Genomic DNA, 25,600 nt, shown 5'->3' with positions numbered 1-25,600 from the left:
CGATCCTCGCCGCAATGGGATTGCAGAAGGCGGGTGCCAGGAGAAGGATGGCCGGTCCGTTCATGAAGCATCCGATGCAGTCCGCCGCGGGGGAGCAGGCCCTGCCCAACCCTGCCCTGGCGCTGCCGGCGCCACTCTCCCAGGCGGAGGCGCGCCGCGCCCGATTCGCGATGGTCCTGGCGCTGCTGCCGGCACTCGCCTTTCTGGGAACGGTGCTGGCGCCGCCGCTGAACCACGACGTCGCCGCCGTGCTGGACTTCACCGCCCGCATGTTCGGGCGGGAGCGGCTCTACGGGGACCTGATCGACGTCAATCCGCCCTTGATCTTTCTGCTGAACCTGCCCGCCGTCTGGCTGGCGCAGTGGACGCCGCTCACCGCGCCGCAGGCGCTGCGCCTGCTGCTGCTGGCCTTCTGCGCAATCGTCTGGGGGCTCTGCGCGATGCTGCGCGCCCGGCCGCAGGCGGCGGCCCGGCGCGAGGGGCCGGCGGAGCGCGCCGTGCTGGCCGCCTTGCTGCCCCTGCTGATGCTGGGCGCCGGCTACGACTTCGGCCAGCGCGAGCAGATCATGGCGGCCGCCGCGCTGCCCTATCTCTTTCTGGCCGAGCGGCGGATGGCCGGGGTGGCGACGCACCCGGCGCTTCTGGTTCCCGTCGCCCTTGTCGCGGCGCTGGGCTTCGCCCTGAAGCCGCATTTCCTCGCGGTGCCGGCGCTGGTCGAGGCGCTGGTCCTTCTTGTCCTTCTGCCCCAGCGTGGGGCCGCGGCCCTCCGTGACCCCGTGCCATGGCTGCTAGCCGCCGTCTGGGTGCTCTACCTCGCCGCCATCCCGCTCTTTTTCCCCGCTTATTTCGGCCGGGTCCTACCACTGGTCTGGGATTGGTATGTCGGCCTGGGCGGCGGCGACTGGTGGGAGGTGATGCTGACCGCCACCACGGGCAGCGCCACCGTCTTCGCGCTGGGCCTGGTCGCCCTCGCGGCCCTGGCGCCGCGGCTCGGCGGGCTGCCCCGGCTGGCGGCGGCGGCCACGCTGGGCGGGCTGGCGGCGGCGCTGGTGCAGCACAAGGGCTGGAGCTACCACCTTGTCCCGGTCTGGACATGGGGCGGGCTGGGCTGCGGCGCGCTGCTGGCCCGTGGCGCCGACCGGGCGCTGCCCGCCGCCACGGCCCACCGCGCCGCGCCGCTGCTGGCCGCCGGCATCAGCTTGGCCTTCGCCCTGTTCACCCTGCGGGGCGGCGACGCGCCCTGGACCGAGTTCGACTACGCCGAAAGTCGCGGCGGGAAGCTCGCCGCCTGGCTGGAGCACGAGGCGCGGGGCGAGCGCCTCCTGGTGCTCTCGCCCGACATTCCCGGCGTCTATCCGGCGGTGAACTATGCCGATGCGAAGCTGGTCCTGCCCTTCATGAGCACCTGGCTGCTGCAGGCCACCTACCAACACTGCGAGCCCGGTGCGCCCCGCTACCGGGAGCCCTGGGCGATGAGCCGGGCGGAGTTCCTGGTCTACCGCACCGTGGCGGAAAGCCTGGCGCAGGGGCGGCCGGCCGTGGTGATGGTTTCGCGCTGGAGCGGCATCCCCCCCTGCAACGGCGAATTCGACATGCTCGCCTATTTCAGCCGCAATCCGCTTTTCGCCGAGGCGTGGCGGCATTATCGCCCCGCAGGCGAGATTGACGGCTATATGCTCTTCAAGCGGGAGGAAGAATGATGCCCTACCAGGATTATCTCGGCCGCACCGAGACGCGCGAGGACCGGGTGGATCGCCGTCTGGTGGAGGGTCTCGCCGCCACGCTTTCCCGCCCCGTGCCGGAAGGCGCGCTGCCGCCGCTCTGGCACTGGATGCTGTTCCAGGACTGGCGGCCGGCCAGCGGCCTGGGGCCGGACGGCCATCCCGAACGCGGCGGCTTCCTGCCGCCGGTGCACCACCTGGAGCGGCGCATGTGGGCCGGCGGCAGGCTCAGCTTCCTGGGCGACCTGCGCACCGGCGACCAGGTGCGCCGCACCAGCACCATCCTGCGCATCGAGAGCAAGACCGGCGGCAGCGGCGAGTTGGTCTTTGTCACGGTGAAGCACGGGCTGGAAGGTCCGCGCGGCCCGGTGCTGGAGGAAGAGCACGACATCGTCTATCGCGGCGCCGGCGGAACGGCGGTGCGTGCCGCGCCGCCCGCGCCGGACTGGCCCGACGCCCGGCGCGCCCTGGTGATGCCGGACTCCGTGCTGCTGTTCCGCTATTCCGCGCTGACCGGCAACGGCCACCGCATCCATTACGACCATCCCTATGTCACCCAGGTCGAGGGCTATCCCGGGTTGGTGGTGCACGGCCCGCTGCAGGCAACCTGGCTGGCGCAGCACGCGCTGGACGTGGCGGGCGAGGGCGCGCGGCTGGCGCGGTTCCGCTTCCGCGGCCAGCGCCCGGCCATCGGCGGCGACCCGCTGACGCTGATGGCGCGCCGTGAGGAAAGCCGCATCCTGCTGGAGACCCGCGATCCCAGCGGCGCCACCTGCCTTGCCGCCGAGGCCGAGCTTGTCTGACCGACAACCTGCCGCGCCGGCGGCGGCTCCCGCCCTTGGGGCGGCGCTGCCCGGCGCCTTGCCGGCGCTCGACGACGCGGTGCGCGGCATCGCCCTGGTCGCCCTCGGCTACGCCGTCGTCGCCTGCGCCGATGCCTCGGTGAAGTGGGCGCTGCCGCAGGTCGGCCCGGCGGCGGCGATGATCTGGCGCGGCGTGTTCGGCGCCCTCGCCATCGCCATGCTGGCCCGCGGCGCCTCGCTGCGGCCGGTGAACCTGCGGCTGATCAGCGCGCGCTCGCTGCTGCACTGCGGCGTCACCGTCGTGTACTACATCGCCTGGGCGGGCGGCATGCCGCTGGCGAGCAGCTATGCCGTCGCCGCCGCCGCGCCGCTGCTGATGACGCTGCTGGCCATCCCGCTGCTGGGCGAGGCGGTGGGCTGGCGGCGCTGGACCAGCACGGCGGTGGGCTTCGGCGGGGTGCTGATCATGCTGCGCCCGGGCGGCGCGCTCTGGGGCTGGCCGGCGGCGATGCTGCTGGCCGCCGTCGGGCTGATGGCGCTGACCCGCATCTGGACCCGCCTGCTCGCGCGCACCGACAGCCCCGCCACGATCGCCTTCTGGCTGCTGCTGGCGCATGTGCCGGTCGGGCTGCTGCTGCTGCCCGCCTTCCCGCCGCCCGTCCTGCTGCCTGGCGCGCCTGTCGTGGCGGCGCTGGTCTTCCTGGGCTGCGTCAATGGGCTGGCCCATTTCCTTTTCGCGCGGGCCTTCGCGCTGGCGCCGGTCTCGGTGCTGGCACCCTTCGAGTACACCACCCTGGTATGGGGGCTGGTGCTGGGTCTGGCCATCTGGGGCGAGTTCCCGGCGGCCGGCACGCTGCTCGGGGCGGCCATCGTGATCGCCGCCGGGCTCTACAACCTGCACCGCGAGCGGGTGCGCGCCCGGACGGCACGCCGCGCCGCGACGGTGGGGGATGGCACGCACCGCTGATGCCGCTCCGCCACGATGTCCGCCGCGGTGCCCTGCTGATGCTGGGCGCCACCGCGCTTTTCACCCTGATGAACGCCCTGATCAAAGGCCTGGGGGACCACATCCCCTTTCCGGAGATCATGTTCTTCCGCAACCTGCTGGCCCTGCCGGTGGTGGCGGTGATCGCCTGGCGCCGCCATGTCACGCTGCGCACGCGGCGCTTCGGCGGCCATCTCACGCGCGCCATCACCGGGCTGTGCTCGATGGCCTGCTCCTTCTTCGCGCTGACCATCCTGCCGCTCGCCGAGCAGACGGCGCTGACCTATTCGACGCCCCTTTTCGTCACCATCCTCTCCATCCCCTTCCTCGGGGAGCGGCCCGGCGTGCATCGCTGGGGAGCGGTGGTGGCCGGCTTTCTCGGCATCCTGGTCATCGCGCTCGGCCAGGGAGCCTTCCTGGACGGCGGTTCCACCGGCTCCGGCATTCCCTCCTGGCTGCGCTGGGCGGCCTTCATCGCCGCCGCCTCGAACGGCTTCTTCTCCGGCCTGACCACCATGCTGGTGCGGCAGCTTTCCGGCACCGAGGCCAGCAGCACCATTGTCATGTGGCAGTCGCTGCTGATGACCGCCATCACCTTTCTGGCGCTGCCCTTTGTCTGGGTGACGCCGAGCATGGGGGAACTGCCGCTGCTGATCGGCCTCGGCCTGCTCGGCGGCCTGGCCCAGGTGCTCTCCACCGAGGCTTACGCAAGCGCCCAGGTTTCGGCGCTTGGCCCGTATTCGTACAGCGCGCTGCTCTGGGCCATCCTGCTGGGCTGGCTGGTCTGGGGCACGGTGCCGAGCGTGACCATGCTGGCGGGCGGGGCATTGATCGTCGGCGCCGGGCTCTACATCCTGCACCGCGAGATGCGTCGGAGGTCGGCATGAGCATTCCCTTTCTGAAGGACGACCCGCTACCGACCGGCGCGGTGGAGGAGCTGGGGCGACCCGGCGGGGTCCGGCTGCGGCGCATCCGCTGCGGCAATCCCGGCCCCTTCACCTTTCTCGGCACCAATACCTACCTGATCGGCGAGCGGGAGGTGGCGGTGCTCGACCCCGGCCCGGAGGATGCCGCCCACCGCGCCGCCTTGCGCACCGCCCTGGGAAAGGATCGGATCGGGCATATTGTGGTGACGCACACCCATCGCGACCATTCGCCCGGTGCCGCCGCGCTGAAGGCGCTGAGCGGTGCGCCCACCTACGGCTTCGGCCCGCACCAGACCCCGCCGGACGCCGAGTTGCGCGGCGGCGACCACGACTTCATCCCCGACCGGCGCCTGGCCGATGGCGACCTGTTGGAAGGTGCGGGCTGGCGGCTCCGGGCGCTGCATACGCCCGGCCATTGCGCCAACCACCTCTGCTTCGCGCTGGAGGGCGGCGGGGTGCTGTTCTCCGGCGACCACGTGATGAGCTGGTCCACCAGCGTGGTCAGCCCGCCGGACGGAGACATGGCCGCCTACATGGCCGGGCTCGCCCGCCTTTCAGCGCGGGAGGAGCAGTTGTTCCTGCCCGGCCACGGCGCCCCGCTGCCCGATCCCGCCCCCTTCACCCGCGCCCTGCTGGCGCATCGCGAGGCCCGCGAGGCGGCCCTGCGCGCGGCGCTCCAGCAGCATGGCCCGGCCAGTGTGGAGGCGCTGGTGCTGCGCCTCTACAGCCCGATCGACCCGCGCCTGCTGCCGGCGGCGGGACGCAGCCTGCTGGCGCATCTGCTGAAGCTGGAGGCGGAGGGCGCCGCCCGCCGGATGGGCGAGGACTGGGCGCCTGCCTGATGGCGGCGGCCGCGCCCCGGTGCAACCGGCTGGTGGCAGGGCCATTGCTGGAGGGTGTTTGGCCGCGGCGCCCGCGGTCCCTCTGCAACGGAGTTCCGCCGCATGCCACCCCGCGCCCCTCTGCTGGCCTTGCTGGCCCTGCCGCTCCTCTCCACGGCGGCGCTGGCCCAGCGCACCCTGCCGGACCCCAGCTACACCGTGATCAACAACACCGGGCAGACGCTGGAAATGCTCTTCGCCAGCCCGGTCGGCAGCCATGACTGGGGGCACGACCGGCTGGGCAGCGAGCCGGTTCCCTCCGGCACGAGCCGGCTGGTGCGGCTCGACCCGCGCGACGGCTGCCGCTACGACCTGCGCGCCGTGTTCCGCGACGGCACGGTGCAGGACATGCGCAACACCAACACCTGCGCCGCGCGGTCTTACCGGCTGGGCCCCGCGGCGCCACCGCCCGAGCCGCGCCTCGAACTTCGCAACGCCGGCCGCGAGCCGATCGTCGCCGCCTTTGTCTCGCCCGCCGGGGCGGGGGACTGGGGCATGGACCAGCTCGACGTGCACCCGCTTCCACCGGGCCGCAGCTTTCGCCTTGAGCTGCCGCCCGGCGCCTGCCGCTATGACGTGAAGGTACTCTATGCCGACAGCGCCAGCGAGGAGCGGCGTGGCCTTGACCTTTGCGCCAGCCCGGCGGTGCGCTTCCCATGAGGGCGGCGCGCCGCCTTCGCTGACAACAAGAACCCTGGAGGAGAGGCGGCGATGAAAGTGTTCCTGACCCACACGGAGGCGGCGTTCCCCCGCTATTACGGGGAGCGCGCGCTGGCGGCGCTGCGGCAACACGCTGAGGTGGTGCGCAACACCACCGGCCGCGTGCTGGAGGGTGCCGCCCTGGCCGAGGCGGCGGCCGGCTGCCAGGCGATCGTGGCGGACCGTGCCACGCCCGGCCAGGCCGCCACCTTCGCCGCCGCGCCGGACCTCGTCGCCTTTCTGCGCTGCGCAGTGGATATCAGCACCATCAACGTGCCGGCCGCCTCACGGCATGGGGTGCTGGTGACCCATGCGACGCCCGGCTTCACCGAGGCGGTGGCCGAGCTGGGCCTCGGCATGATGCTGGACCTCGCCCGCGGCATCTCGGAGGCGGTGGTCGCCGGCCGGTCGGGTCAGGCGCCCCAGCCGCGCCAGGGCCGGCAGCTGACCGGGGCCACGCTCGGGCTGATCGGCTATGGCCGGATCGCGCAGCGGCTGGGGCGGCTCGGCCAGGCCTGCGGCATGCGCGTGCTGGCCCATGATCCCCACGTGTCAGGCTTCAGCGAGGACGTCACCGGGGCGACCCTGGAGGAGGTGCTGGCGGAAGCGGATTTTGTTGTCTGCCTCGCCGTCGCCTCGCCGGAAACGGCGGAGATGATGAACGCCCGCACCTTCGGCCTCATGCGCAAGGGCGCCTTCTTCGTGAACCTCGCCCGTGGCGGGCTGGTGGACGAGGCGGCGCTGGAGGCGGCGCTCGACTCCGGCCATCTCGCCGGCGCCGCGCTGGATGTCGGCTCCGCGCCCGACCAGATGCCGCCCCCGCGGCTGGCGCGCCGGCCCGACGTGATCGCCACCCCGCATGTCGGCGGCCTGACGCGGGAGGCAACCGAGCACCAGGCGATGGACACGGTGCGGCAGGTGGCGGCCCTGGCCGAGGGCCGGCTGCCGCAGGGCGCCGCGAATGCCGACGCGGCGCACCGGCTGGAGCGGCTGCGGCAAGCATGAGCGGGGAGCGGAGAGGGATGGCGGATCCGGACGTGCGCGGCACGGCGGGCTATGGCGAAAACGCCGACGCCCTGGTGAAGCAGTACGAGGGCATCTCCTTCCACGACGTCCACCGCCAGGTGGCGCACCTGCTGCCCGAGCCGCCGGCGCGGGTGCTGGACGTCGGCGCCGGCACGGGGCGGGATGCCGCGGCGCTGGCGGCGAAGGGCTACACCGTCACCGCCGTGGAGCCGACGCGCGAGTTGCGGGAGCGGGCCCTGGCCTTGCATCCGGAACCCGGCATCGAGTGGCTGGACGACAGCCTGCCCGACCTCGACGCGCTCGCCGACCGGGCGGCGGCGTATGACGCGGTGATGCTCACCGCCGTCTGGATGCATCTGGACGAGGCGGAGCGGGCGCGGGCGATGCCGCGGGTCGCGCGGTTGCTGCGGCCGGGCGGGGTGATGATCCTGTCGCTGCGGCATGGGCCGGTGCCGGCCGGTCGCCGCATGTTCGAGGTGTCGGTGGAGGAGATGACGCGCACCGCCGCGGCCGAGGGCCTGGAGCGGGTGCTGCACCTGGAGCGCAAGGACGGGTTGTTCAACCGCGCCGAGGTGAGCTGGACGCGCCTCGCCTTCCGCAGGCCTGGCTGACGGATGTCGGGGTCCGGGGTGGTTCAGCCACCCCGGCGGGTGGGTTCCAGGGAGGGCGCCGCCCTCCCTGGCCTGCCTTCAGGCCGCCTTCCCCATGGCCACGGCCTTCCACACCACTTCCGGCGTGGCCGGCATGTCGAGCTGGGTGACCCCATCGGCGCTGAGCGCGTCGATCAGCGCGTTCATCACCGCCGGCGGCGAGCCGACGGCGCCCGCCTCGCCCGCGCCCTTCACCCCGAGCGGGTTGGTTTCGCAGGGGATTTCCATCAGCTCCACCTCGATATCCGGCAGGTCGCCGGCACGGGGCAGGGCGTAGTCGTTCAGGCTGGCGGAGAGAAGCTGCCCGCTCTGCGGGTCATAGGCGGTGCGTTCGAACACCGCCTGGCCGATGCCCTGCGCCACGCCGCCATGCACCTGCCCGCGCACGATCAGCGGGTTCAGCGCGTGGCCGACATCGTCCACCACGATGTAGCGGGCAACCGCCACCTCGCCGGTGTCCGGGTCCACCTCCACTTCGGCGATATGGCATCCGTTGGGGAAGGTGTGGGCGGGGATGGCGGCGATCTCGGCGGCGTCGAGCAGCGTCACCGTCTCGCCCTTCGCGGCGCGCTCGCGCTGAGCGGCGGCCAGTTCGAGGATGCCGATGGCGCGGTCGGTGCCGGCGATGGTGAAGCGGCCGCCGCCTGAGCCTGTGGGGGCGAACTCGATGTCGGCCGGCGCCGCCTCCAGCACCTCGCCGGCGGCCTGCTTGCCCTTCTCGATGACGCTGGTGGCGGTGGCGAGCAGCGCCGCGCCCTCGGAATAGAGGCTGCGCGCGCCGCCGGTGCCGCCGCCGCTCGGCAGGCCGTCGGAATCGCCCTGCAGCACGCGGATCTTTTCCATCGGAATGCCCAGCTCGTGGCTGGTGATCATGGCATAGGCGGTCTCGTGGCCCTGGCCGGTGGACTGGGTGCCGACCAGCACGTCCACCATGCCGTCCTCGGCGAAGCGCATGGCGGCGCGCTCGGAATCGTCGCCGCCGGTGGCCTCCAGGTAGTAGGCCATGCCGATGCCGCGGCGCTTGCCGCGCCTCGTGGATTCGGCGCGGCGCGCCTCGAAGCCGGCCCAGTCGGCCTTGTTCAGCGCCGCGTCGAGCACGGTGGAGAACTCGCCGGAATCGTAGGTCTGGCCGACCGGCGTCTTGTGCGGCATGGCCGAGGCGGGAACCATGTTGCGCTTGCGCAGCTCGATGCGGTCAACGCCGATCTCGCGCGCGGCGGCGTCGATCAGCCGCTCGACGAGGTAGTTGCTCTCGGGCCGCCCGGCGCCGCGATAGGCGTCCACCGGCACGGTGTTGGTCAGGATGCCCAGCACGTTGGCGTAGATGGCCTGGAAGCCATAGACGCTGGCCAGCACCTTGGTGCCGGCGCCGGTCGGGATGAAGGGCGCGAAGGTGGAAAGATAGCCGCCCATGTCGGCGATGTTGCGGGTGCGCAGCGCCAGGAACCTGCCGTCCTTGTCCAGCGCCAGCTCGCCTTCCGTCAGGTTGGCGCGGCCCTGGGTGTCGGACTGGAAGGCCTCCATGCGCTCGGAGACCCACTTCACCGGGCGTTGCAGCTTGCGCGCGGCCCAGCAGCACAGCGCGTATTCGCCGTACATGTAGAGCTTCATGCCGAAGCCGCCGCCGACATCGGGCGTGATGACGCGGAACTTCTCCGGCGGCAGGTGGAACACGGCCTTGCCCAGCAGGTCCTTCACCAGCCAGGAGCCCTGGGTGCCGGCATGCAGGGTGAAGCGCTCGCTGGCGGCGTCGTACTCGGCGAGCGCCGCGCGGGTCTCCATGCTGTTCACGACGATGCGGTTGTTCACCACCGTCAGCTTGGTGACGTGGGCGGCCTGGGCGAAGAGCGCGTCGGTCTGTGCCTTGTCGCCGGTCGCCCAGTCGAAGCAGACGTTCTTCGGCGCGCCGTCCCAGATCTGCGGCTGGTCGGCGTCCATGGCATGGGCCAGGTCGGTGCAGGCGGGCAGGATGTCGTAGTCCACGAGCACCGCCTCGGCGGCGTCACGCGCCTGCTGGTAGGTCTCGGCGACAACGAAGGCCACGGGGTCGCCCACATGCTTCACGGTGCCGACGGCCAGGCCGTAGCGTGGCGTCTCGGCGCGCGGCGAGCCGTCGCGGTTCTTCAGCGGGATGGCGCAGGGGATCTGGCCAAGGCCGTCGTCCAGCCAGTCCTGGCCGGTGAGCACGGCATGCACGCCGGGCATCGAGGCCGCGGCGGCGCTGTCCACCGAGAGGATGCGGGCATGGGCGTGCGGGCTGCGCAGCAGGTAGGCGTGCAACTGGCCGGGCACCGAGATGTCATCCGTGTAGCGCCCGCGCCCCTGCAGCAGGCGGGGGTCCTCGATGCGCCGCACCGGCTGGCTGAGGCCGAATTTCGCCATGGGTCTAGCTCCCCGGATGTTTCCCGGCGCCATCATTGGCCATGCCGGCGGTGAGGGGAAGGGGGAGGGCCGCCCTTCCACGCTCTCTCAGCGATGCACGAAGATGGGGCAGGGCATGTGGCGCAGCAGCCGGCCGGTCGAGGAGCCCAGGAAGAAGCCGCGCAGGCCGGTGTTCTCGTAGGCGCCCATCACCATCAGGCGGGGCCGGCCGTCGGTGGCCTCGGCGACCAGCAGGTCGGCCGCGTGCTCGCCCGCCACGCCGACGGCGCTGGCCTCCACGCCGTGCCGGCTCAGGTAGTCGGCGCCCTCCTCGGCGATGCGCTTCGCCTTCGCGCGGTCCTCGTCGCAGCAGAAGACCTTGGCGTGCGCCTCGCCCTCGGGCTTGAGCAGCGCGTAGAGCTGCAGCGCCCGCATCGCCGGCACCGAGGCGTCGTAGCCCACCAGCACCATGCCTGCCGGGTCGTAGTCCGCCATCTCCCGCCGCGGCGGCACCACCAGCAGCGGCCGGGCGCCGTGCCGCAGCAGCGCGTCGATCACCGGGGCGACGCCGTCCTCGGTGGCCTCCTGGCCGAGCGTGCAGTCGCGCCCGATCACGATCAGGTCATGCCGGGCGCTGGCCTTCAGCAGGGCCGGCTCCGGCGCGTCCTCCAGGCGCAGCGTTTCGAAGGGGAGGTCGCCGGCGGCGGCGGAGAAGGCGGCGAGGGCCTTCCGCGCCGCCTCCTCGGCGCGGCGGGCCAGCGCCTCGTTGCGGTGCTCCATGAAGGCGGCGCCGCCGACCGGCACGGGGCCGTGGGCATCGCGCGTGTGCGGCAGGTCGAGCACCGCGGCGGCGGTAAGCTTGACCCCGCCGCGCCGCGCCAGCGAGATGGCGAGGTCGCGCGCCGCCGCGGCGCCCGGCGTGTCGTCCAGCGCAACCAGGATGCTGCGGATCATCGGTGCCTTCCCTCTTCCTCAGGCGTGACTCGGCGCGATCCTACACCGGGTCGTGGCGCCGGCAGAAATCCTCGGCGGAGAGGGTGCGGATCTCGCACAGGGCCTCGCGCAGGCGGGCGTCCGGCCAGGTCCACCAGGCGATGCGCTTGAGGGCCGCCTGGATCCCGGGTGGGAAGCGGTAGCGCAGCACCCGGCCAGGATTGCCGACCACGATGGCGTAGTCCGGCACGTCCCTGGTCACCACCGCGCCGGCGCCGATCGCCGCGCCGGTGCCGACCGTCACGCCGGGGAGGATGATGGCGCCATGCCCGACCCAGGTGTCCGGCCCCAGCGTCACCGGCTTCGCGCGGCGCCAGTCGAAGAAGCCGGCCTCGTCATCGCCCAGACCATAGGCGCTGGCGCGGTAGGTGAAATGGTTCAGCGCGACGCGGTCGAGCGGGTGGTTGCCGGGGTTGATCCGCACCTGGGCGGCGATCGAGCAGAATGGGCCGATGGTCGTGTAGATGATGTCGCTGTCGTTCACGACATAGGCGTAGTCGCCCATGCTGCACTCGGCGAGGTGGGTGCGTGCGCCGACCTCGTTGAACCGCCCGAAGGTGCAGTCGCGCACCCGGGCGGTGGGGTCGATGAAGGGCGCCTCGCCGAGCTGCTTGCGGGCGGTGTCGGGGTCTTGCTGCATGCGCCGCCGTTGCCACGCGGGCGATGACGGCCGGATGGCAGCGGCGTGACATGCGCGTGACGGCTGCGCTCAGTGCCCGGGATGCGGGTCCACCGGCGCATCGGCGGGGGTGACGCCTTCGGTGTCCTCCGGCCGGCCGCGCAGCATGTGATAGACGATGATGGCGCCGAAGGTGGCGGTGCCGATGCCGCCCAGCGCGAAGCCGCCGAACTTCAGCGTCAGGTCGCCCGCGCCGGCGATCAGCGCCACCGCCGCGGTGACGAGGTTGCGCGGCTGCGAGAAGTCGGTGCGGTTCAGCACCCAGATCCGCCCGCCGGTCGCCGCGATCAGCCCGAACACCACGATGGCGACGCCGCCGATCACCGCGCCGGGAAGGGTCATGATCAGAGCGCCGAACTTGGGCGAGAAGCCGAGCAGGATGGCGAACAGCGCCGCCGCCACGAAGACGAGGGTGGAATAGATCCGGGTGACGGCCATGACGCCCATGTTCTCGGCATAGGTGGTGACGCCGGTGCCGCCGCCGCCGGCCGAGACCATGGTGGCGATGCCGTCGGCCAGGAAGGCGCGGCCGATCAGCGGGTCGAAGTCGCGGCCGGTCATGGCGCTCAGCGCCTTCACATGGCCGAGGTTCTCCGCCACCAGGATGATGGCGATGGGGGAAATCAGCACCATGGCCGGCCCGCTGAAGACCGGTGCCTCGAAATGCGGCAGGCCGAGCCAGGCGGCGGCGCGCACGCCGGAGAAGTCGATCGGCGCGCCGAGGCCCAGCAGGTTGGTGCAAACGAGGTAGAGGAGATAGCCGCTCACCGCGCCCAGCAGGATCGGCAGGCGCCGCGCCATGCCCCGTCCCCAGACCGAGATCAGCGCCACCGCGGCGACGGTGAACAGGCCGATGGTGGTGTCGAAGGCACTGCCGGAAATGCCCTTCACCGCGACGGGGGCCAGGTTGAGCCCGATGGCGGCGACGATGGCGCCCGTCACGGCCGGCGGCATCAGCCGCTCCACCCAGCCGGTGCCCGCCACCTGCACGACCAGGCCGATGGCCGCATAGACCAGCCCGGCCGCCATGATGCCGCCCAGCGCCACGGGAATGTTGGGGTTTGGCCCCGCCCCGGCATAGGCCGTCGCGCCGATCACCACGGCGATGAAGGCGAAGCTGGAGCCGAGATAACTCGGCAGCCGCCCGCCGGTCAGGGCGAAGAAGATCAGCGTGCCGATGCCCGAGAAGAAGATGGCGGTGTTCGGGTCGAAGCCCATCAGGATCGGCGCCAGCGCGGTGGAGCCGAACATGGCGACGACGTGCTGGATGCCCATGACCAGCGTCTGCGGCCAGGGCAGCCGTTCATCGGGGGCGACCTCGCCCGAGGTCTTCAGGGTCCAGCGGGTGGGGAAATAGCCCATGCGTTGCGGCTTTCATGGCGAGCTGGCGGGAGTTGGGCGCCCTTGAGCGCCGGGAGCGGCGGCCTGTCAACCACGCTGGGTTCCACGAGGGGTGGTCGCCAGAAACAGGGCGGTGCCGACCAGCACCGTGCCGCCGAAGAACGCGATGGCCGCGCCCGGGCCGCCCGAGGCCCCCACCGGCCCGGAGGCCGCCTGCAGCACCGCCCCGCCCAGGAAAAAGGAGAGGTTGGTGGCGGAGAGCGCCTTGCCCGCCTGGTCCGGCGGCACCGCCGCGCGCGTCATGGCGAAGAGCAGCGGCTGGATCGAGATCGCCATGCCGAAGGCGAAGAGCAGCGCCGTGTCGGCGGACACCGGCAGCATGGAAACCCCCGTGAGCCGTGACAGCCAGCCCCCCGGCGCGCCGCCCGCCACCAGCAGCAGGAGCAGCCCGGCCAGCGCGTGGCCCAGGGCGAGCAGGGTGCGCCGATGGCCGAGGCGGCGGTCCAGCACCCCCGCCAGCGCGGGACCGGCGATCAGCGAGAGGGTCATGAGGAACAGGGCGTTGCCGGCGGCGATGCGGTCCAGCCCCTTCACCTCCATCAGCCAGGGGCCGCCCCAGAGGCCGCGCACGCCGATGATGACGGCGAAGGAGGCGAAGGCGAGCAGGACGATGCCCCGCAGCCTGCGGCTCACGCTGAGCCCGAGCACCACGCGCGCATCCGTCAGCAGGCTGGGATGGGGGCCGTCGGCCGGGGCGGGGGCAGGCACGGCCAGCCGCACCAGCAGCGCCACCACGACAGCCATGGCAGCCGCCGCCCAGAATCCGGCGCGCCAGCCATGGTGCTCCACCAGCCAGGCCAGCGGACTGGCGGAAAGCAGCATGCCCACATTGCCGAGCGCCTGGATCAGCCCGGACCACAGGCCGAACTGCGCCGGGGTGAGCAGCTTCGCGGCCAGCGTCATCGGGCAGAGCAGCATGCCGCAGCAGCCGAGCCCAAGGACGACCTGCGCCAGCAGGAACCCCACCGGCCCGCCCACCAGCGCCGCCAGCACCGAGCCTACCGCCACCGTCGCCAGCAGCACCAGCGAGACGGGGCGGACTCCGAAGCGGTCCAGCGCCACGCCAAGGGGGATCTGCCCGGCGGCAAAGGCGAAATGGTAGGCGCCCGTCAGGCTGGCCAGCCCCTCGGGAGCGACATGCAGGTCGCGCGTCAGCACGTCGGCGGCAATGGCCGGCAGGGTGCGCAGCATGTTGGAAAGCATGTGGCCGAGGGCCAGCACCACCAGCGGCGCCATGAAGGCCGCCGATCCCTCGCGGGTGTTCATCGAGTCCGTGTCCGTTTCCGTCCCGCTGCGGGTTTGGCCCGGCCGGGCGTGGCGGCCAAGGGAAGAAAGGCCGAGGGAAGACATGCCGAGAGAAGGCACTCCCCCGGACCCCCTTCTTCTTTTTGTTGGAGAGGGCTGTCGAAGGACGTTAAAGAACGAGGATGGGGATGTGGGGGAATTCCTTTCCCCAGCCATTTTCTCGTCAGACTGCGCTCCGCTCCGGCGGAAGTCCCCGCCAGCACCACAGGCTGAGCAGCAGGATGCCTGCCGCGGAGCCCAGGAAGGCAAGCTGGTACCCGCCATGCGCCAGCAGGGCGCCGAAGGCGATGGAGCCGACGCCCTGGCCCAGGAACAGCGCCATGGAGAAGGCGGACATCGCGGTGGCGCGCGCCTCGGGCAGCACCTCGGTGGCGCGAGCCTGCAGCACCCCGTGGAACATGAAGAAGAACAGGCCGAGCAGCACCTGCGGCACCGCGACCATGGCCCAGCCCGGCGCCAGGGCGATGGCCAGCAGCGCCACCGACAGCAGCCCGCCGCCCAGCATCAGCAGCCGGATCTCGCCAAGCCGGCGCACCAGCCGCGCGGCGAGGCGCGTGTAGAGCAGCGAGCCCAGCCCGAAGCCGGCCACCACCAGCCCCGCCTGCCACGGCTCAAGGTGAAAGCCCTGGATGAGGTAGGAACCGATAAAGGGGAAGGCGCCGCCGAACAGCAGCGCTCCGTCGAGGAAGGCGACGGCCAGCAGCCGCCGCGCCGCCGGGCGGCGCAGCAGCATCCGATGGGTGGCGAAGCCGAGCTGCGCCTGGCCGGCTACCCCGGCGCGCCACAGCGAGCCCCCCAGGCGAAGCATGATGCCGATGCCGGTCAGCGCCGCCAGCGCGCCCACCAGCAGGAAGGCGCCGCGCCAACCCACCGCCTGCCCGACGCTGCCGGAAACCGGCCCGGTCAGCAGTTGCGAGAGCACGATGCCGGTCAGGAAGCGGCTGATGGTTGCCTGCCGCTCCTCGTAGGGCACGTTGTCGCCGATCCAGGCCATGGCGAGCGGGATGATGGCACCGCCCAGCGCTCCGGTGAGGGCGCGCAGCGCCACCAGCTGCCCCAGCGTTCCCGCCACGGCGCAGACGCCCATGGCCAGCCCGTAGAGCAGCACGCCCAGCACCAGTACGCGCAGCTTGCCGAACCGGTCGCCCAGTGGGCCGAGCAGCACCTGGCAGAGGCCGTAGGGAATGGCGAAGCTGGTCACCAGCACGGCCACCTCGGCCACCGTCACGCCCATGTCGTGTGCGATCAGCGGCAGCAGAGGGTCGAGCAGGCGGATGCCGCAGCCGGTGACGAAGCCGGCGGCGGCGAGCAGCGGCAGGACGGCGAGCGGCGCCTGCGCGGCGGCCGCCGATGCCGTCCCCCCGGCGCTCACGCCGCGTGGGCCTTGGCCGTCCCGGGGGCCGTCCCGGAGGCCGTCCCAGGGGCTGTCCCAGGAGCTGTCCCGGGGGCTCCCTTAGGGGCCGCCTCGGGGCGGGCGGCGCGGCGGCGCTCGCTTTCCGTCTTGAGCTGGCCGCAGGCGGCCAGGATGTCCCGCCCGCGCGGCTTGCGGATGGGCGAGGCGTAGCCCGCCTCCATCACGATGTTGGCGAAGCGGTGGATCGCGTTGTTCGAGGAGGTCTCGTAGGGGCTGCCGGGCCAGGGGTTGAACGGGATCAGGTTCACCTTGGCCGGCAGGCCCTTCAGCAGCCGCACCAGCTCGCGCGCATCGGCCTCGCTGTCGTTCACGCCCTTCAGCATGACGTATTCGAAGGTGATCCGCCGCGCGTTGGAGGCGCCGGGATAGCGGCGGCAGGCCGCCATCAGCTCCTCGATCGGGTATTTGCGGTTCAGCGGCACGATCTCGTCGCGGATCTCGTTGCGCACCGCGTGCAGCGAGACGGCGAGGCCGACGCCCAGCTCCTCCCCGCACCTGTCCATCATCGGCACCACGCCGGAGGTCGAGAGGGTGATGCGCCGGCGCGAGAGGGCGATGCCCTCGTTGTCCATGACGATGCGCATCGCCTTGGCGACGTTCTCGTAGTTATAGAGTGGCTCGCCCATGCCCATGATGACGATGGTGGAAAGCAGGCGCGGCGTGCCGTCGGTCGGGCTCGGCCACTCGCCATAGGCGTCCCGCGCCGCCATGAACTGGCCGACGATCTCGGCCGCGCCCAGGTTGCGCACCAGCTTCTGCGTTCCGGTGTGGCAGAACCGGCAGGAGAGGGTGCAGCCGACCTGCGTGGAGATGCAGACGGCGCCGCGGTCCTCCTGCTCGTCCGGGATGTAGACGGTCTCGACCTGCTGGCCGTCGCGGAAGCCGAACAGGAACTTCCGGGTGGCGTCGGTGCTGGTCTGCTCGGTCACCACGCCGGGCCGGCCGACCACGAAGCGCTCCGCCAGCTTCGCCTGCATCGGCTTGGCGATGGTGGACATCCTGGCGAAGTCGGTCACGCCCTGGTGGTAGATCCAGTGCCAGAGCTGCTTGGCGCGGAAGGGCTTCTCGCCGATGGCGACCATCTCCGCCGCCAGCTCCTCCCGCGAGAGGCCGACCAGATCGCGGCGGCCGTCCGGCAGCGTGGCGGCGGGCGGCGCGAACAGCGCGGCCTTGGCCAGGATGCGGGCGCGCTCGGCCTCGGAAAGCTCGGCCGGGGAGGCGGGGGCGGGGGTCTGGGTCATGCTGTTTCCTGGATCACCGGCGGCCGGCCGGGCACTCCTTGCTGATGGCCTCGTAGGCGGCGGTGAAGCCCGAGAGCGAGAAGGTATCGGTGGCGGTGCCACGACCCTGCGGGCCGGTGCCCTTGGCCACCGCGTTGGCTCCCGCCTTGAAGGCCCCGACGGCCTTGCCGCCGTTCCGCGCGAAGGCATTGTCCTGCGCGGTGTAGAAGTCGAGCTCGGTGTCGCCGACGTTCACCGTGACCTCGGCCTTGGGTGCATAGGCATAGCCCGAGCGCAGCGCCACCTGGTCCCGGCCCTGAGGCCGGTGCGTCACGGTGAGCATCACGTTCTGCCGGCTGCCGGCGCCCTCCGCCTTGCTGGCGCGCGTGAAGGCGTAGCAGACCTTGCTCTTGCCCTCCGTATATGTGGCGGCGGTCCAGTCCTGGAAGGTGCCGAGCGCCTGCGGGCGCTGCGCCAGGGCGGGGGCCGCGCTCATCACGGCGATGGGCAGGGCAAGCATCATCACGAAGGGGAGGAGCCGGTTCATGCGCGTCACATAAGGGTTATGAGTGCGGTGCCGCAACCGCGCAAAGCCGTGGCCGGCTGCGCGGGGGATGCAGATGTGATGGCACCCCGCCCGTGGCAGGGAAAGGGGAAAGAGGCCGGTGGCCGGTTACCGCGGCGGCGGCCAGAGCACCTTGTCCGCGTAGTTGCATTCCGTCCGCGCCACGCAGTGCCAGCATTCCGGCAAACGCGCCTTGCAGATGTAGCGCCCATGCAGGATCAGCCAGTGATGGGAATCCCGCAGCAGGTCGGGCGGCACCCGCTTCATCAAGCCTTCCTCCACCTCGCGCGGCGTCTTGCCCGGGGCCAGACCCGTGCGGTTGCCCAGGCGGAAGATATGCGTGTCCACCGCCATCGCCTCTTCCCCGAAGGCGACGTTCAGCACCACGTTGGCGGTCTTGCGGCCGACGCCGGCCAGCGCTTCCAGCGCCGCCCGGTCGGCGGGCACCTCGCCGCCATGCCGGTCCAGCAATTGCTGCGAAAGCGTGATCAGGTTGCGTGCCTTGGCCTTCCACAAGCCGATGCGGCGGATGTGCTCCGCCACGCCCTCCTCACCCAGCGCCATCATCGCCGCCGGGCTGTCCGCCACCTGGAACAGCGTGGCCGTGGCCTTGTTGACCGCGACGTCGGTGGTCTGGGCCGAGAGCATCACCGCCGCCAGCAGCGTGTAGGGGCTGGTGAAGCGCAACTCGGTTTCGGGCTTCGGGTTGGCGGCGGCCAGGGCGCGGATGAACCGCTCCGCCTGTGCCGCCGACATCTTGCGCGCGCGGCGCGGCGCCTCGGCGGTGCCATGCGGCGCCTTGCGCGCGGCGCGCCGGCGGAGGGTGGGCGCGGCCGACCCGGGCTTATCCGGGCCTGCGGCAGGAAAGGGGGCGGGTGGCTTCATGACCGGCGAATCGACATTCTGACGATGCCCCATCTGTGCTGCGGGCTGGAACAGCCTATGTTCTCCCACAATGCCAGCAACCCCTGAACCGCGCCCCGCCGATCCGGTGCTGTTCGAGGCGGTCAGCACACCGCCCCGCAGCCTGCGGCCGACCGCCTTCGTGGTGCTGGGCGCCCTCTGCGCGCTCTGGGCCATCGGTGGCGGCCTGCTGTTCGTGCTGATGGGCGCCTGGCCCGTGCTGCCCTTCCTCGGGCTGGAGTCCGGCCTCGTGCTGCTGCTGGTCTGGCTGCACCACCACTGGTCCGGCCGGACCTGGGAGGTGGTCTCGCTGACCCCGGCACGCCTCCTGATCCGCCGGGCCGATTGGCGCGGGCGGCGCGAGGAGGCCTCGCTCAATCCTTACTGGGCGCGTGTGGAATGGTCGGAGCGCAGCGGGCTTGCGCTGGTGCAGCGCGGCCGGCGGGTGGAAATTGGCCGCTTTCTCTCCGAGGAGGAGAAGCAGGACCTGGCGGCGGCGTTGCGCACCGCGCTGGCCGCTTACCGGCAACCGGAGTTCGACAATCCGCAGCTGCGCGAGGCCGATTAAGGGCGCGCGGCGCCGGAAAACCGCCGCATCGCGGCGGCGTTCTTCCTGCGAGGCCTTTCTTCCGGAGTATACAGGATGTCCCGTGCGTCGAATTCCGGCCCGCGCTTCGTGCGTCATGCGGGGAATGTCGTGACCCTGCTGACCTCCGCGCGGCAGGTGATGGATGCCAGGCTTTCCGCCGAGGAGGCGCAGGCGCGGGGCTCCCTCGCCACGGCCCTGGAGGTCGGCCGCATGGTGCCCGAGAAGGTGCTGGCTTTCTCCGCCTGTGGTGCGGCCATTGCGCAGGGTGCGGCCGAGCTGTCCCAACGCGCGATGGACTATGGCTGCGCCGAGATGGAGGCCGCGCATCGCGCCATGCTGCGCGCCGCCGCCAGCCCGACGCCGATGGGCTGGATGGCGGCACAGACGGAGTGGCTGATGGGCAGCATGAACCGTGCGGCCAGCTTCGGCATGGGCTTCAGCAATGCCGCGCTGGGCATGGCCGAGCGGTCGCTTCGGCCGGTGAGCCGAACCGTCTCGGGCAATCTGCGCCGTTTGCGCTGAGGCGCCGGCCCGCGCCGCGCAGCGGGGCTGGCGGCCGCGGGCCGGGCCGTTGCGCAGGGAGGCGTGCCCTGGAGGATGGGCGCGATCCCGCGTGCTGGCCGGATCACCGCCCCTGCGGCGTGGCAGCCCGGCGATCGAACGGCCGCGGCGGCGCATGGGATGGGCCGAGCGGCCACGCAATGAAAAAGGGGCGCCGGGATGGTTCCCCGCGCCCCCTTCCGCCGCTCAGGCAGGAAAGGCCGGCCTAGCCAAGCCGCTCGCCGTGCAGCGAGACGTCGAGGCCTTCCCGCTCGGACTCCTCGCTCACCCGCAGGCCCATCACCACGTCGATCGCCTTCAGGATGATGAACGTGCCGATGGCGGTGAAGGCCATGGTGGCCAGCACTGCGTAGAGCTGCAGCATGAACTGCCCGAAGGACCCCGCGATGCCGTTCGGCGAGGCCGGGGTGGCGGAGAGCGGCCCATAGGCGAAGATGCCGGTCAGCAGCGCACCGGCGATGCCGCAGATGCCGTGCACGCCGAAGGCGTCCAGGCTGTCATCGTAGCCGCACCAGTGCTTCAGCGCCGTGGCGCCCCAGAAGCCGGCCAGGCCCGCGATCACGCCGATCACCAGCGCCGCGCCCGGCAGCACGAAGCCGGCCGCCGGGGTGATGGCCACCAGGCCCGCCACCGCGCCGGAGATCGCGCCCAGCACCGAGGGCTTGCCCTTGGTGATCCACTCGGCCGCCGCCCAGGCCAGGGCCGCGGCGGCGGCGGCGAGCTGCGTCACCAGCATGGCCATGCCCGCGCGGCCGCCCGCCGCGCCGGCGGAGCCCGCGTTGAAGCCGAACCAGCCCACCCAGAGCAGCCCGGCGCCGATCACCGCCAGGGCCAGGTTGAACGGCGCCATGTTCTCGGAGCCAAGGCCCGTCCGCTTGCCCAGCACCAGCGCGCCCACGAGGCCGGCGACGCCGGCGTTGATGTGCACCACCGTGCCGCCGGCGAAGTCCAGCGCGCCCAGGCCGAAGATCCAGCCGTTCGGATGCCAGACCCAGTGGCAGATCGGGCTGTAGATCAGCAGCGACCACAGCACGGTGAAGACGCAGAGCGAGGAGAACTTCAGGCGGTCCGCCATCGCCCCCGTGGCCAGTGCCGGGGTGATGATGGCGAAGGTCATCTGGAACATGATGAAGACGGTTTCGGGAATGGTGAAGGCCACCGCGCCGTCGCCGCTGCCGAGCGTGAAGGGACCGTCCCAGCCTTCGGCGATGCCGGCGAGGAACAGCCGCGAGAAGTCGCCCACATAGGCGCCGCCCTCGCCGAAGGCCAGGCTGTAGCCCGCCACCATCCAGACCACGCTGACCAGCGCCGCCAGGAAGAAGGACTGCATCATGGTGGCAAGCACGTTCTTCTTGCGCACCATGCCGGCATAGAACAGCGCCAGGCCCGGAATGGTCATCATCAGCACCAGGGCGGTGCTGGTCAGCATCCAGGCGGTGTCGCCGGCGCTCACCGTCGCCGCGTCCTGCGCGCTCGCCGGGGCTGCGAGGAGCAGCGCCGGCAGCAGCGCGGCCGCGCGGCCAGCCCAGGGAACGATTCCGCGGGTGATCTCCCGCTTGGCAACAGCTCGTGCGATCGCTCGCATCATCCTCGTTTCCATTGTCTTCTGATGAAGGCTGAGCGGCATCACAGCGCCGAGCTGTCGGTCTCGCCCGTGCGGATGCGCAGCGCGCGCTCCACGTCGAGCACGAAGACCTTGCCGTCGCCGATCTTTCCGGTGCGCGCGGTGTTGGCGACGGCCTCGACCACCGCATCGACCATGTCGTCCGGAACCACCACCTCGATCTTCAGCTTCGGCAGGAAGGAGACGTGGTACTCCGCGCCGCGATAGATCTCGGTCTGGCCCTTCTGCCGGCCGAATCCCTTCACCTCGGTGACGGTAAGCCCCTGCACGCCGAGTGGGGTGAGCGCCTCGCGCACCTCGTCCAGCTTGAAAGGCTTGATGATCGCCATCACGAGCTTCATATGCCGCGCCCCCTTCTCTTCCGCCTAGCCGGGAGGGCTGATGCGAGCGCCGTGCCAGACCGGCTTTCCCAGCCGCGAAAAGCCAAGCGCAAGCTTTCACGATCCCCTCATGCACAAAATTTAGGCGATTGCCTCCGGGTCCGGCGGCGGGTGCCCTTCCTGCCGGGAAGCTGCCGGGGCAGAATGGCGCCATGAGCCCAACTCCCCTGTCTTCCCGGCGCGAGGTCGCTGTTTGCATCGTCGGCGCCGGTCCCGTCGGCGCCACGCTTGCCGCCACGCTCGCCGCCTCGGGCGTGCCCACCGCCGTCGTGGATGCCGCGCCCTTGCCGCCCATGGAGCTGCCGGAGTTCGACGGCCGCGCCTATGCCATCGCCTTGACCAGCCGGAACCTGCTGGAGGCCGGCGGCATCTGGGGGCATTTGCCCTGGGCGCCGGGGCCGATCACCCGCATCCGCTGCGCCGACGGGCTGCCGGGGGAGCGGCCCAGCCGGATGGCGCTGCATTTCGATGCTGCGGAAACCGGCATGGGCCCTTTCGGCTGGATGGTGGAGGCGCGGGCGCTGCGCATGGCGCTGAACGAGCGGATGAGGGAGCTGGCCCATCTTTCCATCCACGCGCCCGCCCATGCGGAGGTGACCCGTGGCCCGGAGGGGGCGGAGGTGCGCCTTTCGACCGGGGAGCTCATCGCCGCGCGGCTTGTGGTGGGTGCGGAGGGACGCCGCTCGCCGTTGCGGCAACTGGCGGGCATCGGCGCCGCGACCCTCGACTACCGCCAGATGGGTCTGGTCGGCGCCGTGGCGCACGAGCTGCCGCACGAGCAGCTGGCCTTGGAGCAGTTCCTGCCCAATGGCCCCTTCGCCCAGCTTCCGCTTGCGCCGACACCCGAGCACCCGAATGCCTCCGCCATCGTCTGGTCGGAGAAGCGGGCCATCGCCGAGCGCATGCTGAAGCTGCCGGATGCCGAGTACGGGCGCGAGATCCAGCGCCGCATGGGCGACCATCTCGGCAGGGTCACCCCGATCGGCCGCCGCTGGTCCTACCCGCTTACCGCCATGCACGCGATGCGCTACACCGATGCCCGCCTCGCCCTGGTGGGTGACGCGGCGCATGGCATTCATCCGATCGCGGGGCAGGGGCTCAACCTCGGCTTCCGCGACGTCGCCACCCTGGCCGAGCTGGTGATCGCGGCCCATGCGCGCGGCGAGGATGCCGGCGGGGCAGGGCTGCTGGCCCGCTACCAGGCGGCGCGCCGGCCGGATGCGCTGCTCATGCTCGGCGCCACGCACGCCCTGGAGCGGCTGTTCGGCAACAGCCTGCCACCGTTGCGGCTGGCCCGCCGCCTCGGTCTCGCGGCGGTGGAACGGATGCCCGCGCTGAAGGGCTTCTTCGCCCGGCGGGCCATGGGCTTCGGCCCGGTGACGGGCGGGCTGATGCTTGGCCGCCCCGCCGGGGAAGGCGCCGGCCTCCCTCCGGGGTGACGCCGCCACCCCGCCGGCGCGCGCGGGTCACTCGCTGAACAGCAGGCCGTCAATCAGGCTGCGGAGAAGGTTCACGCCCTCCTGCACGCCTTCCAGGCGCAGCGGCCGCCCGTTCTCGCTGCCGCCGGCCTTCGGGAAGGCGGCGCGGTCCTGCCCCAGCTCGGCGGCGGAAAGCTTGCCGTCGCCGTCGTAGTCCAGGCTCTCCATGGCGAACCGCGCCAGCGCCACGCCGGCCAGCACGCCGCCGCCGCCCGCCGCCGCCAGGTTTTCCGGCCCGGCGTCATCGGCCGCCGCCAGCACCCAGGTCATGCCGCGCACCAGCCGCGCGATCTCGGCCACGGACAGCAGGCGGTCGCCGGAGATGTCGCCTTCCGCCACCACGGCCTTCACGCAGTCGCCGACATTGGCGCCCGGCACGCCGCAGGCGGCCTCCAGCACTTCCAAGGAAGCAAGAAAGGCAAGCCCCTCGCCGTGCAGGGCGGCAAAGGAAGGCGGCGGTGCCGGACAGCGGTGCCAGGCCTGGACCGGGGTGGCGCCGGGAAGCTGGTCGTCGCGCAGCTTGGCGTCGGGCTCGGCCGTCTCCAGCTTCCCGGCATCGCCCCGCAGCAGCACCCGGGGTGCTTCCGCGCCGCGCCCGGTGCCCATGTGCCAGCCTTCCAGCGGGCGCGCCTCGGCGAAGCGGATCAGCCGCGCCGGCCCGTCCGCCGGCAGCCGCGCCACGGCACGCGCGGTGAGCTGCAGCATGGCCGTGGGGGCGATGCATTCGCCGGCGAACCAGGCACCTCGCAGCGGCGCGGCAATGGGCGGCATCTCGGCCGGCGCGGCGGCCGCCCCTTGGGCCGGCACCTGGGCCAGCGCGGAGCCGAGCGGCAGCAGCACCGCCAGCAGGCCGGAAAGCGGGAAGCGGGTCATGGCAGGGCCACCTCGGTGCCGGAGCAAAGGTCGAAACGCGGGCGGTCGATCTCCTGGCCGTTGCGGAAGACGACGCGCAGGTGCCCGGTGCAGCCCACCGCCTCGGGCGGCTGGAAGTCCAGCGTCTCGCCGCGGCCGAGGACGGTGCTGCCGAGCCGGTCCGGCCCGCGCGGCGCGCCGACCGGGTCCACGTAGATCTGCACGATCGGCGCCGGGCCGAGATTGCGCAGCCGTACGCTGCCTTCGCGTGGCGGCCCGGGTTCCACCGGTCCGGCGCCCTGGTCGAGCCGTTCCGCCAGCGTCCAGCCCGGCCGCAGCACGACGAGGCCGTTGTCGCAGATGTTGAGGCCACGCCGCTCCTCGGCGCCGCCATTGGCGAAGACCACCCGCAGGTCGATCTCGCAGGCGCTGCGCAGCACCAGCTCGGCGCGCCCGCCGCGCTCCAGCGGCGGAGCCTCCAGGCGGTTCCCACCCCAGTCGCTGTCGTCCACGCCGGAGGCGTAGACCTCCTGCAGCGGCGCGGGCTCGCGGTTCACCAGGATGAAGCTGCGCTCCGGCTGGCGTGGAATGCCGCTGCCGTCGAACACCACGCGCGGCTGCGTGCACAGGTCGGTGTTGAGCTTCTCCTCGGCGGTCTCGTCGTCATAAACGGCGCGCAGGTCCACCTGGCAGGTCCGGCTGCGCAGCCGCAGGCGCAGGCGGGCGCCGGGCTCAATGGTTGCCGAGCCGAGCCGATCGGTGCCCCAGCTCGTCGCCCCGGCGCGCTCGGCGCCGGGCGCGCCGGTGGCGGCGTAGAGATTGCGGATCGCATGGTCGTTGCCGTTGACCACCTCGGCCTCGCGCCAGGGGATGGAGGGGTCGCCGAAGGCGACGCGGCTGCGCCGGCAGAGGTCCACCCGGCGGCGCTCCTGCACCGAATCGTCCTCGAAGACGGCGGTGACGTCGTAGAGGCAGGCGCGGGCACGGCCGAGGCGCAGGGTCACGCTGCCCTCCGCCGGAACCGTTTCGGAGGCCAGCCGGTCGGGCCCGCGCTGCGGCGCGCCAGCCGGCATCGCGTAGAGCTCGCGCATCGCGAGGTCGGTGTCGTTCACCACGGTCGCCTCGCGCAGGGGCAGCGAGGGGTCGCCAAAGACGACGCGCCCGTTGCGGCAGATGTCCACGCCGCGCTTCTCCTCCTCGCTGCCGTCGGCCAGGACCGCCCGCAGGTCGAAAAGGCAAAGGCGCTGGCGGCCGAGGGAGACGCGCAGGGTGGCGCCGTTGGGCAGGGTGTCGCCCTCCAGCCGGTCGGTGCCCGGCTCGACGCTGCCGGCGGGGGTCACGTACAGCTCGCTCAGGCTCAGGCCGAGTTCGTTCGCCACCACCACCTCGCGCGTGGCGGGGCGCTGCGACGCGGCCGAGGGTACGGAGGCGCGGGCGGGGGGCTGTTGCGCCAGGGCGGCGGGAAACAGCGCCGCCGGGGTGAGGCCTCCTGTCCATGGTGCGGAGAGCAGAGCGAGCACCAGGCCCAAGCGTAGTCGCATCCAGAAACAATCCCCTTGCCGCCTCCAGAATGCGAGCGGCCAT

24 protein-coding genes are annotated in these 25,600 nt (G+C 72.1%); 11 read left to right on the top strand and 13 right to left on the bottom strand.

What is annotated here, in order from left to right; all coding sequences use genetic code 11:
- Window positions 1-62: 62 nt before the first annotated feature.
- From E0493_RS03395 to E0493_RS03360, 8 genes are all read left to right on the top strand, one after another.
- Complete coding sequence (locus tag E0493_RS03395; RefSeq protein ID WP_235913560.1) at window positions 63-1,700, top strand: hypothetical protein; 1,638 nt, start codon at window positions 63-65, stop codon at window positions 1,698-1,700.
- Entirely contained in the window at window positions 1,697-2,524 is an 828-nt protein-coding gene (locus tag E0493_RS03390) for an FAS1-like dehydratase domain-containing protein (RefSeq protein WP_160935499.1), read from the top strand. Before E0493_RS03395 ends, E0493_RS03390 begins: the two co-directional genes overlap by 4 nt.
- Window positions 2,517-3,491, top strand: a complete 975-nt coding sequence (locus E0493_RS03385; RefSeq protein ID WP_235913558.1) for a DMT family transporter — start codon at window positions 2,517-2,519, stop codon at window positions 3,489-3,491. The genes E0493_RS03390 and E0493_RS03385 overlap by 8 nt, the downstream gene beginning before the upstream one ends.
- Window positions 3,491-4,396, top strand: coding sequence for a DMT family transporter (locus E0493_RS03380; RefSeq protein ID WP_160935498.1), 906 nt, complete (start codon window positions 3,491-3,493; stop codon window positions 4,394-4,396). The genes E0493_RS03385 and E0493_RS03380 overlap by 1 nt, the downstream gene beginning before the upstream one ends.
- On the top strand, window positions 4,393-5,277 hold the full coding sequence (locus tag E0493_RS03375; protein ID WP_160935497.1) for an MBL fold metallo-hydrolase: 885 nt from the start codon (window positions 4,393-4,395) through the stop codon (window positions 5,275-5,277). Before E0493_RS03380 ends, E0493_RS03375 begins: the two co-directional genes overlap by 4 nt.
- A 102-nt stretch (window positions 5,278-5,379) precedes the next feature.
- Entirely contained in the window at window positions 5,380-5,976 is a 597-nt protein-coding gene (locus E0493_RS03370) for a hypothetical protein (RefSeq protein ID WP_160935496.1), read from the top strand.
- A 51-nt stretch (window positions 5,977-6,027) separates the two neighbouring features.
- Window positions 6,028-7,020, top strand: a complete 993-nt coding sequence (locus E0493_RS03365) for an NAD(P)-dependent oxidoreductase (protein ID WP_160935495.1) — start codon at window positions 6,028-6,030, stop codon at window positions 7,018-7,020.
- A gap of 17 nt (window positions 7,021-7,037) precedes the next feature.
- Window positions 7,038-7,652, top strand: coding sequence for a class I SAM-dependent methyltransferase (locus E0493_RS03360; protein ID WP_160935494.1), 615 nt, complete (start codon window positions 7,038-7,040; stop codon window positions 7,650-7,652).
- Window positions 7,653-7,730: 78 nt separating this feature from the next.
- Here E0493_RS03360 and E0493_RS03355 read toward each other — a convergent pair whose 3' ends face one another.
- The 9 genes from E0493_RS03355 to nth form a co-directional block, all read right to left on the bottom strand.
- A complete protein-coding gene (locus tag E0493_RS03355) occupies window positions 7,731-10,073 on the bottom strand; it encodes a xanthine dehydrogenase family protein molybdopterin-binding subunit (RefSeq protein ID WP_160935493.1) in 2,343 nt (780 codons plus the stop codon).
- Between the two features lie 87 nt (window positions 10,074-10,160).
- The gene (locus E0493_RS03350; RefSeq protein WP_160935492.1) at window positions 10,161-11,006 is read right to left on the bottom strand and encodes a universal stress protein; all 846 of its coding nucleotides are present in this window, start codon (window positions 11,004-11,006) and stop codon (window positions 10,161-10,163) included.
- Window positions 11,007-11,046: 40 nt separating this feature from the next.
- The gene (locus E0493_RS03345) at window positions 11,047-11,685 is read right to left on the bottom strand and encodes an LbetaH domain-containing protein (protein ID WP_160935491.1); all 639 of its coding nucleotides are present in this window, start codon (window positions 11,683-11,685) and stop codon (window positions 11,047-11,049) included.
- A gap of 69 nt (window positions 11,686-11,754) precedes the next feature.
- Window positions 11,755-13,086, bottom strand: coding sequence for a solute carrier family 23 protein (locus E0493_RS03340; protein WP_160935490.1), 1,332 nt, complete (start codon window positions 13,084-13,086; stop codon window positions 11,755-11,757).
- A gap of 66 nt (window positions 13,087-13,152) precedes the next feature.
- Window positions 13,153-14,391: an MFS transporter gene (locus tag E0493_RS03335; RefSeq protein WP_160935489.1), complete on the bottom strand. Its 1,239-nt coding sequence runs from the start codon at window positions 14,389-14,391 to the stop codon at window positions 13,153-13,155.
- A gap of 202 nt (window positions 14,392-14,593) precedes the next feature.
- Window positions 14,594-15,802, bottom strand: a complete 1,209-nt coding sequence (locus tag E0493_RS03330) for an MFS transporter (RefSeq protein WP_160935488.1) — start codon at window positions 15,800-15,802, stop codon at window positions 14,594-14,596.
- Complete coding sequence (rlmN, locus tag E0493_RS03325; RefSeq protein WP_235913556.1) at window positions 15,799-17,085, bottom strand: 23S rRNA (adenine(2503)-C(2))-methyltransferase RlmN; 1,287 nt, start codon at window positions 17,083-17,085, stop codon at window positions 15,799-15,801. Before rlmN ends, E0493_RS03330 begins: the two co-directional genes overlap by 4 nt.
- Window positions 17,086-17,098: 13 nt before the next feature.
- Complete coding sequence (locus E0493_RS03320) at window positions 17,099-17,611, bottom strand: invasion associated locus B family protein (protein WP_160935487.1); 513 nt, start codon at window positions 17,609-17,611, stop codon at window positions 17,099-17,101.
- Window positions 17,612-17,737: 126 nt separating this feature from the next.
- On the bottom strand, window positions 17,738-18,385 hold the full coding sequence (gene nth / locus E0493_RS03315) for an endonuclease III (protein ID WP_160935627.1): 648 nt from the start codon (window positions 18,383-18,385) through the stop codon (window positions 17,738-17,740).
- 199 nt (window positions 18,386-18,584) lie between these two features.
- On the opposite strand from nth, the gene E0493_RS03310 reads away from it, so the two are divergent.
- Both E0493_RS03310 and E0493_RS03305 read left to right on the top strand, forming a co-directional pair.
- Window positions 18,585-19,100: a DUF2244 domain-containing protein gene (locus E0493_RS03310; protein WP_160935486.1), complete on the top strand. Its 516-nt coding sequence runs from the start codon at window positions 18,585-18,587 to the stop codon at window positions 19,098-19,100.
- A 75-nt stretch (window positions 19,101-19,175) separates the two neighbouring features.
- Entirely contained in the window at window positions 19,176-19,643 is a 468-nt protein-coding gene (locus E0493_RS03305) for a hypothetical protein (RefSeq protein WP_160935485.1), read from the top strand.
- A gap of 244 nt (window positions 19,644-19,887) precedes the next feature.
- On the opposite strand, the gene E0493_RS03300 is transcribed toward E0493_RS03305, so the two are convergent.
- Together E0493_RS03300 and E0493_RS03295 are read right to left on the bottom strand one after the other, a co-directional pair.
- Entirely contained in the window at window positions 19,888-21,267 is a 1,380-nt protein-coding gene (locus E0493_RS03300; protein WP_160935626.1) for an ammonium transporter, read from the bottom strand.
- A gap of 41 nt (window positions 21,268-21,308) precedes the next feature.
- The gene (locus E0493_RS03295; protein WP_160935484.1) at window positions 21,309-21,647 is read right to left on the bottom strand and encodes a P-II family nitrogen regulator; all 339 of its coding nucleotides are present in this window, start codon (window positions 21,645-21,647) and stop codon (window positions 21,309-21,311) included.
- Between the two features lie 191 nt (window positions 21,648-21,838).
- Here E0493_RS03295 and E0493_RS03290 point away from each other — a divergent pair, with 191 nt between their 5' ends.
- Window positions 21,839-23,125 (top strand): UbiH/UbiF/VisC/COQ6 family ubiquinone biosynthesis hydroxylase, encoded by a 1,287-nt coding sequence (locus E0493_RS03290; protein ID WP_160935483.1) that lies wholly within the window; start codon window positions 21,839-21,841, stop codon window positions 23,123-23,125.
- Window positions 23,126-23,152: 27 nt separating this feature from the next.
- On the opposite strand, the gene E0493_RS03285 is transcribed toward E0493_RS03290, so the two are convergent.
- Complete coding sequence (locus E0493_RS03285) at window positions 23,153-24,037, bottom strand: hypothetical protein (protein WP_160935482.1); 885 nt, start codon at window positions 24,035-24,037, stop codon at window positions 23,153-23,155.
- A complete protein-coding gene (locus E0493_RS03280; protein WP_160935481.1) occupies window positions 24,034-25,557 on the bottom strand; it encodes a hypothetical protein in 1,524 nt (507 codons plus the stop codon). The genes E0493_RS03285 and E0493_RS03280 overlap by 4 nt, the downstream gene beginning before the upstream one ends.
- Window positions 25,558-25,600: the final 43 nt, after the last annotated feature.

This window comes from Teichococcus coralli (assembly GCF_009829925.1).
Classification (GTDB): domain Bacteria; phylum Pseudomonadota; class Alphaproteobacteria; order Acetobacterales; family Acetobacteraceae; genus Pseudoroseomonas; species Pseudoroseomonas coralli.
This window is presented reverse-complemented; position numbering and strand designations above follow the sequence as displayed.

Coding starts and splice junctions, on each gene's coding strand:
- nth (WP_160935627.1), bottom strand. CDS start 18,385: ATGTCGGCGGCACAGGCGGAGCGGTTCATCCGCGCCCTGGCCGCCGCC.
- E0493_RS03370 (WP_160935496.1), top strand. CDS start 5,380: ATGCCACCCCGCGCCCCTCTGCTGGCCTTGCTGGCCCTGCCGCTCCTC.
- E0493_RS03285 (WP_160935482.1), bottom strand. CDS start 24,037: ATGACCCGCTTCCCGCTTTCCGGCCTGCTGGCGGTGCTGCTGCCGCTC.
- E0493_RS03320 (WP_160935487.1), bottom strand. CDS start 17,611: ATGAACCGGCTCCTCCCCTTCGTGATGATGCTTGCCCTGCCCATCGCC.
- E0493_RS03300 (WP_160935626.1), bottom strand. CDS start 21,267: ATGCGAGCGATCGCACGAGCTGTTGCCAAGCGGGAGATCACCCGCGGA.
- E0493_RS03355 (WP_160935493.1), bottom strand. CDS start 10,073: ATGGCGAAATTCGGCCTCAGCCAGCCGGTGCGGCGCATCGAGGACCCC.
- E0493_RS03365 (WP_160935495.1), top strand. CDS start 6,028: ATGAAAGTGTTCCTGACCCACACGGAGGCGGCGTTCCCCCGCTATTAC.
- E0493_RS03310 (WP_160935486.1), top strand. CDS start 18,585: ATGCCAGCAACCCCTGAACCGCGCCCCGCCGATCCGGTGCTGTTCGAG.
- E0493_RS03295 (WP_160935484.1), bottom strand. CDS start 21,647: ATGAAGCTCGTGATGGCGATCATCAAGCCTTTCAAGCTGGACGAGGTG.
- E0493_RS03350 (WP_160935492.1), bottom strand. CDS start 11,006: ATGATCCGCAGCATCCTGGTTGCGCTGGACGACACGCCGGGCGCCGCG.
- E0493_RS03375 (WP_160935497.1), top strand. CDS start 4,393: ATGAGCATTCCCTTTCTGAAGGACGACCCGCTACCGACCGGCGCGGTG.
- E0493_RS03335 (WP_160935489.1), bottom strand. CDS start 14,391: ATGAACACCCGCGAGGGATCGGCGGCCTTCATGGCGCCGCTGGTGGTG.
- E0493_RS03345 (WP_160935491.1), bottom strand. CDS start 11,685: ATGCAGCAAGACCCCGACACCGCCCGCAAGCAGCTCGGCGAGGCGCCC.
- E0493_RS03290 (WP_160935483.1), top strand. CDS start 21,839: ATGAGCCCAACTCCCCTGTCTTCCCGGCGCGAGGTCGCTGTTTGCATC.
- E0493_RS03380 (WP_160935498.1), top strand. CDS start 3,491: ATGCCGCTCCGCCACGATGTCCGCCGCGGTGCCCTGCTGATGCTGGGC.
- E0493_RS03360 (WP_160935494.1), top strand. CDS start 7,038: ATGGCGGATCCGGACGTGCGCGGCACGGCGGGCTATGGCGAAAACGCC.
- E0493_RS03340 (WP_160935490.1), bottom strand. CDS start 13,086: ATGGGCTATTTCCCCACCCGCTGGACCCTGAAGACCTCGGGCGAGGTC.
- E0493_RS03305 (WP_160935485.1), top strand. CDS start 19,176: ATGTCCCGTGCGTCGAATTCCGGCCCGCGCTTCGTGCGTCATGCGGGG.
- E0493_RS03395 (WP_235913560.1), top strand. CDS start 63: ATGAAGCATCCGATGCAGTCCGCCGCGGGGGAGCAGGCCCTGCCCAAC.
- E0493_RS03390 (WP_160935499.1), top strand. CDS start 1,697: ATGATGCCCTACCAGGATTATCTCGGCCGCACCGAGACGCGCGAGGAC.
- E0493_RS03280 (WP_160935481.1), bottom strand. CDS start 25,557: ATGCGACTACGCTTGGGCCTGGTGCTCGCTCTGCTCTCCGCACCATGG.
- rlmN (WP_235913556.1), bottom strand. CDS start 17,085: ATGACCCAGACCCCCGCCCCCGCCTCCCCGGCCGAGCTTTCCGAGGCC.